The sequence below is a fragment of the Flavobacterium sp. PS2 genome (assembly GCF_046250155.1).
Lineage (GTDB): Bacteria > Bacteroidota > Bacteroidia > Flavobacteriales > Flavobacteriaceae > Flavobacterium.
On the sequence record NZ_CP176426.1, the window covers coordinates 3,337,126 to 3,349,844 of the forward strand.

Below are 12,719 nucleotides of genomic sequence, written 5' to 3' on the forward strand. Positions count from 1 at the left end.
TAATGTTGTTTAAATAAAGATTCGGATTAATTAATTACTCTTTTTTCATGTCTTTTACTAAACTCGCAGTAAAATATAAAATTGCAATTCCGCCAATTATTATACACATCCACATAAACCATGATTGTTGCCAAAAAGATTTGTTTTGAATTGTAGTATCTGTAGAAGCAATTTGTTTTATTTCGGAAATAGAAGCCTCTGGTAAATTAGCCGAAATGCTATTCTTGAAATTGGAAAGGTCATATTGAGGTTCGTTCAAATTATTGTTTCCTGTTTTGATAGTATAGTTTTCATTTGCATTTAAACTGGCAACTATTGAAACGGGGATTTGGTAAAATTTTATTTCAGCAATATTTAATGCAGGATTATCCTGATTGTCGATAGAGATATAAATTTCTTTCTCGAATATTTGTGGAACATTGAACGTGTTTTTTGTATCCGAATTTAATTCGAAATAGGTAATGTTTTCTTCATACGTTTCTATTTTGCGTTTTACTTTTCGAGTAGCATTTTTATAAATAGTTGCATCTCGTTTGTAGAATGCTGGTTTCGAAATATCGAATGCAATTTGATCTATAATCTGTGGTGCATCAAAAACTATATGAATTTTTGTTTTCTTCTCAGATGTAAGTTGAGTTACCGAACTACTCTTTGGAACTATTTCTTGTAGCGAATTGGTTTTTACCTGATGGTTATAATTTCCTGCCTTTAGTATATTTATTGGTAATGTTTTTTTATCATCAAAATCTATTTTCAAAAATTGATAAGAAGATAGAGGAAATGATATAGTCTTGATAACATTTGTTTTATCAGTGCTATTTAGGTCGTATAGTTTTTGTGCATTAGATAAACCAAACCATTCTTTTTGGTCGTTACTTCCTGAAATGCTATATGCTTTTACCACATCGGAGTTGGCAATAAAAAGCGAAATCTGATTAGTGCTTTGCGTGGATGGATTGGCAATAATAATAGAACTGCTCTTGTTTGGAACAACAGTTTTGGACACAATGTTATATTCTTCAAAAGAATTAGAAAGTGTCTCTTTTTCATTTCGCACAACAAAGTAAGGAACTTCAATTCCTTTTGAATCAAATATCCTGAAATCACTTAAATCTTCTTTAGACGCTGAACGAATTGCTGGTGGCAAAACGATCTTGTTCAATCCAGTTGATGGTACTGCTTTTATTTTTGCAGTAGTATTATATTGTGCAAACGAAAAGTTTACTAAGAATAATAGAAATAAAAATTTATTTGGTTTCATCAGTTTCATTGGGTTTGTTTTCATCTATTACTAGTACTTTAATTTTTTGATAGACAAATGAGATTATCAAAATTAAGATACCTAATAGTATAAACGATATAATTTTTCCTGTTTCGGAAATGTTGCTAATATCGTATAAAAATAATTTTACGATTGTTAATCCTAATAATGCCAAAGCAATAATACGAATGGTTTTGGTTTGTTTTTTTATTCCTACGATAAGAAAAACAAAAGCTAAAATTCCCCAAAGGATAGGAAAACCAGTTTTTATTATTTTGGTTCTGGCCAAATCTATTGCGTCTTCGGTTAGCATCTCTCTTATATATCCTAAATCAGTTTTGTAAGTTGCATACAAGTTGCTTGCCTGAATTTGGTCTGTTGTTATTGGAGAATTCATAAATATTAATCCATGAAGCATTAGCTCAGTGCTTGCAATGTAGATTAAAATAAATGCAGCTGCCCAGATATAAATTTTATTACTCAATATTGAGAAAACAAGTTTCTTAGAATTGATTTGATATAATAGATAACCGAAATAGATAATTATTAATAAAGAAATGTAATGCAGGTAAAATGCATAAGGACTTCCAGTTCCTGAACTTATGATTTCTTCGTGTTCTCCAAAGGCGTAATTTGAGAACCAAAAAGTAAACAAGATAATATTGATAAGCGCAATTAACGTTGCACCTTGATAACCGGAATCTGTTTTCTTTCGTGCTAAATAACCAGCTACAATTGCAAAGAATAATAAATGATATACTACAGTAAATGCTGCAGCAGAATATGTGTTTTCGAAATAATAATTAGATTGATAAATCACTTCGAGTAATCCAACAAAATAACTGATTACAAGTCCCAATCCAAAAATGAATTTTCCATATTTTTCTGGATTAAAACTAAAGCCAAGCATTTCGGTATTGTTGGTTTCCGGTTTTAATAGATAAGAAACAGTGAATAATGATGCTATTGCGACCAATCCTGTAATGAATATAGGATTGATAATTATGTTTAAAACGGCTGTGTATTCGTAGAATTTAGCCCAATCCATTATCAAACTTATTATCATTAAGGCATGAACAATTACTGAACCAAATCGATAACTGACAATTTTTGATTTTTGCGAAAGCCATAATAATAAAACCGCCTCGGCTGCCCAGAATAAAGTAATGTAGTTGCCTTTAAACTGAATTGGGATTGCTAGTGTAACAAAGGTTAATGTTAAGCTGATGAGTAAATAAACAGCTTTTTTATCCAGTCCGAATTTTTTGTATAAAAACCAAGCGTAAACTAAATTAAGTAATGCAATTATGGTTGTAAATAATCCTCTTAATTCAGGATGATAATCTGTTAGGATTGCCATTCCTGCAGCATAGAATAAGAAAGTGTTACTGGCTAAAATGACTAATTGTGGGGTAGAGAATTCTCCTTTTGTTCTTATGTTATTAATGATATTCATTAAAATAAAAATAGAATAGAAAGCAAACCCAAATGCGAATGCACCTAGATAATGAGGTTTCTCGCTAGTTAAGTCATTAACCAACCAGCCACCATATAATATAATGGTGAATACATAGGCAAGAATATTTACCAGATTCCACTTTTTATGATAAGCTAAAGCTAAAATTCCGATATTCAAGATAATGATATAAGTAAATAATACAACATAATTTCCTTCGCCAGTACTTACCATAAAAGGAACGGCAAATCCACCTATTAAGGAGAGCACGGCAAGTTCAATCCTATTATAAGATAAGGATATAAGTGCACTAAAAGCTGTAATTACGACCATTATACCAAATGCAACGCTCTGGCTAAATAAATGATAGCTATGAAAAGCGATTCCAATCGTAAAATAAAATATTGCAATTGCACCAGCTACGATAACCGAACTAAAGGCGGCGTAGTTTTTACGCAATTTATGAGCAACTCCCATTACCAATGCACCAGCAAGGATTCCAATTCCTACTCGGGCAGGTTCATTTATCCAATCTTTATCGATGGCATATTTTACAAAATAGCTAATTCCTAAAACAAGAATCAGAATTCCGATTTTGTTGATTAAGTTTTCACCAATGAATTTTTCTAAATCAGGATTTTGTTCTTTAAAGTTCTCCCAGAAAGATTTCTTTGGCGGAAGCGGAACATAAGGTTTAGGAGCTTCTTTAGGCTCTACTGGTTTAGGTGTGTTTTCGGAATTGTATGAAAGAGCAATTTTTTCCAACTCTTTTTCTGGAATCTTTTCTTCGATGATTTCTTCCTTGGCTATTTCAAGAGTAGGAGGTTTTATTTCCTCAGAAGTTATATTGATTTCTTCTTTCTTTATAACAGGAATTGGAGCAACAGAAATAGTTTCTGCTGGTTTCTCTATCGTTTTTTGCTGATCTAATTTTTTATTAAGAGATGAAATGTCATTCTCGATTTGATCAAATCGCTTATTAAGAGTGTTGAGTATATAGATCAGAAAAACAAATATTAGTAAAAACAGAAATGTCTCCATAAACAAATAAATAAAATATTGTAAGCGGTAAATATAATAACATTTTAATAGTGTTAAAGTATTTTGGTAGTTTTTATCTGTATAAAGTGTTTTATGATATAAATAAAAAATCTAGAATTAATTTTAAAATAAATGGCTTTCATCATTTTTTGGGTTTAGAGATTCTTTATTCACTTTTGAATGAATTACTGCTTTTGATTTTTATTACAATTGTATATATTGTAAAATAAAACCTACTTTATGATAATAATCAGCTTTATCGCGATAATGTTTTTTTAAATTCGAGGATTAATTTAATGCAACAGTTTAATAAAAATAGAATTTAAAATTTAGTAAAGACTACTTTATTAATTAAGAGGAGAAACATAAAAAGGATTAGTAACTATTTCACCTTGAGTTCTACATTGACTTTTGCAAAACTAAATCAATACTCAAATGAAAAAAGTTGTCTTAATTATGGCGGGACTTGCTTTTGTAGCCTGCAAGAAAGAATCGAGTGAATATGATTTCTCAAAAGCTCCAGTAGTCGAGAAATCTGAATTATTAACCAAAGCATCTAATTTCTTTAAATCTGTTTCAACAATAACAGGAGAAGATATTCCGCAAGAGAAAATCGATCTGGGTAAAAAATTATTCTATGATAAAGCATTGTCTAAAAACGGAACCATTAGTTGTAATTCCTGTCATAATCTTGCCACTTTTGGTGTAGATAATAAATCCCTTTCAGTAGGAGACACGAAGGAATTAGGAGGGCGTAACTCTCCTACGGTAATTTATTCATCACTTCATTCTATGCAGTTTTGGGATGGGCGAGCTAAAGATGTAGAAGAGCAAGCCAAAGGACCTTTGTTAAATCCTGTTGAACACGGAATTCCGAACGCGGAATTTTTGGAGAAAAAATTAAGAGGGATTCCAGTGTATCAAGCTCTTTTTAAGAAAGTATTCCCAAATGATAAAGAATCAATTACTTTTGATAATCTTGCTAATGCAATAGGTGCTTTTGAGCGTAAGTTGATTCCTAAAAGTAAATTTGATGATTATTTAGACGGAAATGAATCCGCATTAAATGATCAGGAAAAAAAAGGACTAAATTCTTTTATAGACAATGGTTGCATAACGTGTCATGGTGGTGTAGCTCTTGGTGGACAGATGTTCCAGAAATTCGGAGTTTATGGAGATTACACTAAAATGACTCGTAGCAAAAAAATGGATAAAGGACTTTATGATTTAACTAAAAAAGAAGGTGATCAGTTCTTGTTTAAAGTTCCGAGTTTGAGAAACGTAGAAAAAACAGGACCTTACTTTCATGATGGTTCAGTTGCTTCACTGAAAGAAGCTGTAAAGATGATGGGGAAATTGCAGCTGGATAAAGATATTACGGATAAAGAAGCCGATGATATGGTTGCCTTCCTGAAAACGTTGACAGCCGATGTTGATGCAAAGTATAAAGAATAAATAATTGATTTTAAACTGAACGAGGGTTCTTCAAATTTTTTTGAGGAGCCCTTGTTTCATTTGAGCTAATATGACCTGCCAAGTTCCTGCTTTTCCTTCGGGACGTTATAGTGGATTTAATATTGGATTTGTTGTAAAACAAAAAAGTCTTTTCAAATAAATGAAAAGACTTTTGTCGGGGTGGCAGGACGACCTACCTATTCCTTAATTCGTTGATTTTATTGGTGTTCTCAAGTACTCTTCCAAAAAGGGTAGCCGAATAGGTCTCATTTATAATGACTTACCTTGTAGTCCTTTGTTTCCTTGATCAATTTAATTGCAGTCAGTCAATGTACTTTAATATATGTAAAGGTATTAAAAATGTCATTATGATACAACATTTAATAATCGTTGTCTTGAGTTATTAAGGCTGTAAATTGGATAAATTGATGCCTTGAACAGAAGTCATTAGGGAAGTATTTTAGATATGTTCGAGTCCTGTTCCCAGCTACTAAGAATGACCCATCAAAATTTTGATGGGTCATTCTTAGTAGCCCTAACGGGACAATTCTCGAACCATTTTATAGATGATTTGAAAGACTTAACTATCATTTAATGAGAAAGGGATTAATTTGCTTTATAATGAAACGAATACAGACAATTTTATTTTTTGTCAATTTTTGAGATCAGGTCCAATTTATGATGTTGATTAAAATATCTTATACCTTTTGCTGATAATTTATTATGAATTATTATCAATTTGTATTGTTATGTTGTCACATGTTAAATAACTCTTTACTCCATTACTGGTACAAACAAAATATCTTCCATTTTCCTGATAATATACTGAATCATAAATCATTGGTATTATAATTTTATTATTAAAATCAATTACTCCTGTTTTAAAAGGATCTGAAACTATTATATATTTTTTAGCTTCAATTTGTTTTATTTGAGCATATGAAACCGGAATTTTAATTGGTAAAATTTTATTTTCCGCAGCATTTAAATCAGTAATCCCGAATCTCCCATCTAAATAAACTAGCAAATAATTATTGCTTAAAATTTGAATACTGTCATATATTTCAGGGATAACTAGTGTACCTTTTTGGTTTAGTAGTCCAAATTTATTATTGATTCTAACCACTGCATAATTATAAATAATTGAAGTATTTATTTCATCGTATGCGCTTGAAATTATTGCTCCTTCTGAATTGACAAGATGTTTGCTGGAATTTTTTTCGATTATGAATAAATTTTCAATGTTTGTTTTTTCGACTTTTGGAAATAGTCCCGAAAAAATCAGCTTTCCTTTATAGTCTAAAAATCCCTGTTTTCCGTTTTTGTAAATTTTGTAAAATATCGGATTGTTGTTTTTGTCCTGAAGTAAGGAATCACACTGGACTTCAAACAAAAAATTACTCTGATCATCATATACCATCGAGCTATTGCCTTTTCTACCAATTATAGGGCCGAAAAGTGTTCGATCTTTTCTAAAACTATCAAACTCCAAAGGCATAATCGTTTTTAAAGTTGGCCCAAGAATTCCTATTTTTTGATCTTTTGAAACTATGAAATTATACGATGATCTGTATGGAGTTCTTTTTCCGTAATCTTCAATAAACCTTACATCTTTACTCGTAATTCTGTTTTCTGGTAAATATTGCGTTTCAATTTTATCATACTCAAAATTTAGCAATACATTGTTATAGCTGTCAATAATTCCATATTTATTATTGTTTTTTGCTATGTAAACAGAATCAACAGACAACATTATACTATCATAAACAAAGGGAACATGGATTTTTTCATTAACATCAATAATTCCATATTTATTTCCTTTTTTCTGAATTAAATAATAATTCCAATTTGGTAAATATTGGGTGTTCAGATTTCTGTCAATAATTTGTTCCGAGATTAAATTTCCTTTTGTACTGTATTTTTGTGCCACTACTTTTGAATCTAAAGCGGAAGTATAATTTTTCAAAATAGTATAGGCACGATCATAATCATTGTTGAATGAAAAACCGTTCACTTGTGAAATAATTTTGTTTTCATGTAAATCAAAAAATATAGTTTTTTCGTCACGAAGTATTAGAATTATAATTCCATTTCTAAAATAAAACGAATAATCTTTTTTGGCAACCTTTGTACTGGCTATTTTATTTCCTTCAATTGTTACAAAATCAATTTTATCAGTGGTTTTATCTGAATTGTCAATGCAAACCAAGATCTGTCTTAGTTCTCCCTTAGCAAACTTTTTGTTGAATATTGGTAGTTCGTCTATACTTGAAACGCTATGGATTTTATCGTAAAGATTGGCTTTAATGATAATTTTTCCATCCTCACTAACAATACCCGCTTTTTTACCATTATTATAAAATTTATAAAACTTTTCCTTGGTTGCGTAAATAGGATCATTTACATCGATCCTTTCAAAAGTATTTTTTGTTTTCTTATTGTTTTTATCAAAAAAACCGTATTTGCCGTCCTTTTCATAAAATATCACATTATTGATAATATAAGAAATATTATCTTTTGAAACGGTTGCATTTAAATTTTCATCCACAATCGTGTCAAAATAGTTATCTGTTTTACAATAAATAAGCTTACTTGTTTTGGAGTAAATTATTTTAATTTCACTGAATTTCGGCTCAATCAATTTTTGATTGTTCAAGTCATAAAATCCAATCAGGTTAATTGATTTTATTGCAACAATCTTATTATCATAAATTTCCTCAATCTTATATTTTTCTAAAAATCTTGTCGCCAGATTATTTTCAATTTTTATTAAAAAGTGATCATCCCAGTATTCATATCCTGCTTTTAATCTGAATTTTAAATTATATAGAACCACTTTTTTATCTGTTACGATTTTCTCGATAGTGAAAACTTTCTCGGTATACTTAGGAAAAACATAAATGGTTTTGTTTTGATTATCAACAATTTTAAACCAATCATCCTTATCTTTAATTAGGTAAAAACCATCTAAAAACACTTTGATTTCTTTATAAATAAGCGGAAAAACTTCTTTGCCGTCTTTGTCAAAAAGGCCAAAATATTGATTGTCTTTTACGATGTAGTATTTCGAATCAAAAGGTTCTATTGCTTTGTAATCTAGCGGAATAATCACTTTGCCGTTTTCGTCAATAGCACCCACTGCGCGATCATCATACACAACAAGAAATTGATTTGCTAATCCCTTATCAATTTCTGTATAGAATGGCTTTATAATTTCGTTGCCATTTGTGTCATCAAGGCCAAATAATTTTTGATCGTCAGGTATTTTTTCAGCATAATTAGCTAGTTTTGTTTGGGTTGTTAAAACTCTATAGGTTTTTGGGCTGCTATAACTCCAATCCGTCTGTGGATATTCTTTTTCCGTAAATCCTTTATCCGTTTTTGATTCAAAATTTACCTGAACCTTACCATCCAAAGAGAATTTTTTAATTTTATTTTTGAAACAGGTTTCAAGGTAAGGCTGCTCTTGAGTAACTGCATATTCTTTATCAAAACTTTGGCGCGTATAATCATATTTGTAATTATACTTTTGATAAACATGATCAAATTGAGGTTTTATGTTTGAGATTTTATTTTTTTCTACATAAATCCATCCCCAAAATTTTTTCTTTTTGATTAGAAATAAACGGGTTGTTATTTGGTCAATTTCATCATATTGAGCTGCAGCAATAATTTTATTAGAGATTGATTTTAACCCATATAAATTATTTTTTCTAAAAACTACGGCCTCTGAGAGATAATCGAAATCTTCTTTTATGGGATAATCATATTTTAAATTCTTCAAAACCTTGTTCTTCAGGAAATTGTAAAAATGGTTTATAGAGTCATAAACCGGTTCTGTGTCATATTTTTCTTGTGTCAGATTGTAAACACCATATTTTGAATTTTTCTTTACGATAATACATTTATCTATTTCTATGGTATTCTCTTTATCTGCTTTGTTTTGATATTGAAGAAATGAATTTATTCCTTTGCTTTTAGTAATGATTTCATCAAAATCATTCTGCGCACTAAAACGATTGGTAGTAAAACTGTAAAGCTCGGTTTTGTTATCTCTTTTTATAAAAACTCCTTTGGTATTCGATCCAAAATTTCCGTCAATGCTTTCAATTTTATCGCAGTTTTCAATTATAAACTGAGCCTTTTCAGTGTCGAATAATCCAAATTTATTTAACTCGTTCTGCGTCATGAAATATTTCTCACTTACCAGATAAACCGATTTTAAATTATTTATAAGCAGTTTTCCGTCCAAATTATATAAACTTAGGATCGAATTTCCATCATTTGAAGTCAACAATGCAAATTTATCGTACCTCGTGATTTTATAATCCCCAAAAGGAATAATTGTTTTTCCCGATAAATCAATTAGCGCATTTTGATTATTTAAATTGATAATGCTGTAATTAGAATTTTTACTGGCCGTAATATCGTCATAAACCGGAGTGATTATGTATTTTTTAGCGTTACTGTTATAAATACCAAAATGTTTTAGCAGCCCGGTTTTTACCGTAATTATTTTAACAGAATCATTTATCTTAATCCCTTCTGAAAATTTGCATTCGAGGATTTCTTTGCAATGCTTTTTCCAGATGTTTACATTTGTATTTTCAAGGGTTTGTTGATCTTTAATCTGTTCTAAAGTCTGTAAGGCTTCTTGTATTTTTCCGTTATTAAAAAACAGCATCGCTTTCTCCTTTATCAAATCATGGTTTTGTGCAGGACAAAGCTGCATTATGAATACGAAGATAAATAGTATTGGGGTTTTCATTTGTAGGGTTGATTCTTTATAGGATCTTTTAAACTATCACAGGAGATTTCAAAACTGGCTATTGCATCTTTTTTCCAGTAACTAGGGACTTTTTCGCCATCAGTTTGGATACATTTTAAATTAGCATTACTTAGAGCATTAAATGATGTAATTCTTCGATTGTTTGCATTTGAGATAATTAACGAGTATAAATCGTTAAAAGAGCAATCTAAACTAGTTAAAACAGCGTTTTCTGTTAGATATAAAGTTTTTAATTTGTTATGACTGCAGGAAAACTGAGTTATAAGCGGATTTTGGGATAAGTTTAAATTTGTCAGTAGATTACTGTCGCAACGAAATTCAGTTAATTGATAATTTTGAGATATATCTAAGGCAGTTAATTGATTTAAATAACAGTCAAAGATTTTCAAAGCAATATTCTTACTTGTATCTAAAGCTAATATTTTATTTGTATTGCATTTCAAAATTTGCAAATCGATATTTTTGTTTACCTCAAAATTAGTTAATTGGTTTTCAAAACAATACAATTCGGTTAATGCTTTATTGTTGTCAACATTTAAAGAAGACAATTGGTTTGAACGACAACTCAACCAGGTCAAAGCTGTATTTTTACTCACATCCAAATTACTCAACTGATTGGAATGACAATTTAATGAAATCAGAGCGATATTTTTATTCACATCCAAAATTGGTAAACGATTTGAAGAACAATTCAAATCAATCAAAGCTATATTTTTACTTAAATCTAAAGCTGTTAATTGATTTTCTTGGCAATATATTTTTTCTAAAGCAATATTTTTACTTACATCCAATGTATTGAGTTGATTAGAATAACAACTAAACTCTCTCAAAGCTCTATTTTTACTCACATTTAACACTTTAAATTGATTTAAACCGCAATGCAAATCCTCCAGATCTTTATTTTTAGTTACATCCAAAGACGTCAATTGATTGGTATGACAAACCAGCTCCTTTAAAATCTTATTATTGTTTACATTCAAAGCTGCTAATTGATTTGAATAACACCAAAGCTTAGTCAGAGCAATATTCTGACTTACATCCAAAGTTGTCAATTTATTTTCATAACAATGTAATTCTTCCAAAGCCTTGTTTTTCCTTACGTCTAAAAAAGACAATTGATTTGAAAAACACCACAATGTAGTCAAAGCATTATTTTTACTTATATCCAGCGTTTTTAAATCATTAGATATGCAAATAAGAGTTTTTAAAGCTACGAAGTCTTGTATTCCAGTTAAATCAGATATTTTTTTATTAGAAACTTCTAAATCAGTTACATTGGCGATATTCGCAGTAGGCACTTTTCTATCTATTGTTCCTGAGTCGTACCCTTTTTCTATTAAGGCTTTCTCAAAATTAGGATCGGGTATCGCAGTGTATGGACCATCTATATTAATTGGTTTCACCTTTCCGATTGTAGTATTAAAATATATTATTTTTGATGCTTTAGAAAAATTTCCTGAAGCATCAACAGCTCTTAATTTTGCGGAATACGATTTATTGTTTTCGAATGTGAAATTGCCATTACAAATTCCATTAAAGAGTCTAGGCGTTGTATGATCTCCTGAACTGATAAAACGTTCGTTCATAAACTCAATACGAAAATAATAGGGAACCCATTCATAATCTTTTACCTTTTCAAGTTCAGAATACAAATTATCTGAAAAACTAAAACCAACTAACTCTACAGCTAGTCCAGTTCCATAATTAAAAAGCTGGTACTCTTCTCCAGATTGTTTCCAAATAGGTTTTTCTATATCTTTCTTATATTTTACGACCCATTTTTTCCATTTTATATAGCTTTCTAATTTTTTAATACCCCCCTCTAATTCTGATTTATTTTTTATTGATATACTAATGGAAATCGTATCGCCAATTATTATTCCGGATTTCGGCTTTAGAAAAAACTGCCCCATACTTCCTGAAAAATTAGTTTCAAGAATAATCAGTTTATATTTTTTACCATTTGTTGAGATAGCTGTAAATTCCAAATCTTTCAGTTGATCTTTTATTTTAAATTCCTTCTCACTAAAATCAATTAGAAAAGCAGAGTTTGAGCTAATAGCATTTCTGAGTGGATATACCTGAACTCCATTATAATTCTCACATTCAAAACAAAATGACTTTTGTATTCCAAATAAAAAAAATAATATAAAAATGAGATTCAGTTTTTTCATAATTGTTTTCTTTTCTTTATAGATGCTTTAAAAAGCAAAAAGGTTGGGAATGAATGTCTTTTTATTCTAAAAAAGCCATAAATTGATAGAAAGGCGACTCTATTTAATTCTTTTTTTTAGCTAAAAATTCACTTTACCAAATTAACAATAAAAAAAGTATTTTGATGACTTGATTTTCCTTCGTACTATAGATATTTTAAAATCGAAAAAAGTAGGGAAGATTAATTTTTTTTCTATTCTATTTTCAGGGTAATTAGAATAACTTAATAGCAGTTTAACTTAACGGGACTCGAACCAAATTCTCTTGAAAATACAGGAGTTTAAAATTTCAAGAAACTGAAACAAAATTTATCGAACCACAAAAAAAGCCAAGAAATCTAGATTTCTCAGCTTTTAATTTATACTTGTAGCCCTAACGGGACAATTTCCGAACCACTTTATTGAAGATTTGAAAAAAATAAACATCAATTGCCCGTACTTTATTGTTCAATATACACGATAACACCATTTGAAAATTGCTCCTGTTTTGCCATCGATTTGATT

At 29.8% G+C, this 12,719-nt stretch carries 5 protein-coding genes; 1 reads left to right on the forward strand and 4 read right to left on the reverse strand.

Annotation, left to right across the window (positions count from 1 at the left end; genetic code table 11):
* Positions 1 to 34 precede the first annotated feature (34 nt).
* Positions 35 to 1,285 carry a hypothetical protein gene (locus ACJ6WR_RS14565; protein WP_409415615.1) on the reverse strand — a complete coding sequence of 417 codons (1,251 nt, stop codon included), beginning with the start codon at positions 1,283 to 1,285 and terminating at the stop codon, positions 35 to 37.
* On the reverse strand, positions 1,248 to 3,758 hold the full coding sequence (locus tag ACJ6WR_RS14570) for a DUF2339 domain-containing protein (protein WP_409415616.1): 2,511 nt from the start codon (positions 3,756 to 3,758) through the stop codon (positions 1,248 to 1,250). Before ACJ6WR_RS14570 ends, ACJ6WR_RS14565 begins: the two co-directional genes overlap by 38 nt.
* Positions 3,759 to 4,193: 435 nt before the next feature.
* Here ACJ6WR_RS14570 and ACJ6WR_RS14575 point away from each other — a divergent pair, with 435 nt between their 5' ends.
* Positions 4,194 to 5,213: a cytochrome-c peroxidase gene (locus ACJ6WR_RS14575; RefSeq protein ID WP_409415617.1), complete on the forward strand. Its 1,020-nt coding sequence runs from the start codon at positions 4,194 to 4,196 to the stop codon at positions 5,211 to 5,213.
* 721 nt (positions 5,214 to 5,934) lie between these two features.
* Here the strand turns inward: ACJ6WR_RS14575 and ACJ6WR_RS14580 are convergent.
* Both ACJ6WR_RS14580 and ACJ6WR_RS14585 read right to left on the reverse strand, forming a co-directional pair.
* Entirely contained in the window at positions 5,935 to 9,981 is a 4,047-nt protein-coding gene (locus ACJ6WR_RS14580) for a WG repeat-containing protein (protein WP_409415618.1), read from the reverse strand.
* A complete protein-coding gene (locus tag ACJ6WR_RS14585) occupies positions 9,978 to 12,176 on the reverse strand; it encodes a hypothetical protein (RefSeq protein WP_323489711.1) in 2,199 nt (732 codons plus the stop codon). The genes ACJ6WR_RS14580 and ACJ6WR_RS14585 overlap by 4 nt, the downstream gene beginning before the upstream one ends.
* Positions 12,177 to 12,719 lie beyond the last annotated feature (543 nt).

Excerpts from the sequence above, each read along its gene's own strand:
- ACJ6WR_RS14570 (WP_409415616.1), bottom strand. The coding sequence starts at position 3,758 with ATGGAGACATTTCTGTTTTTACTAATATTTGTTTTTCTGATCTATATA.
- ACJ6WR_RS14565 (WP_409415615.1), bottom strand. The coding sequence starts at position 1,285 with ATGAAAACAAACCCAATGAAACTGATGAAACCAAATAAATTTTTATTT.
- ACJ6WR_RS14580 (WP_409415618.1), bottom strand. The coding sequence starts at position 9,981 with ATGAAAACCCCAATACTATTTATCTTCGTATTCATAATGCAGCTTTGT.
- ACJ6WR_RS14585 (WP_323489711.1), bottom strand. The coding sequence starts at position 12,176 with ATGAAAAAACTGAATCTCATTTTTATATTATTTTTTTTATTTGGAATA.
- ACJ6WR_RS14575 (WP_409415617.1), top strand. The coding sequence starts at position 4,194 with ATGAAAAAAGTTGTCTTAATTATGGCGGGACTTGCTTTTGTAGCCTGC.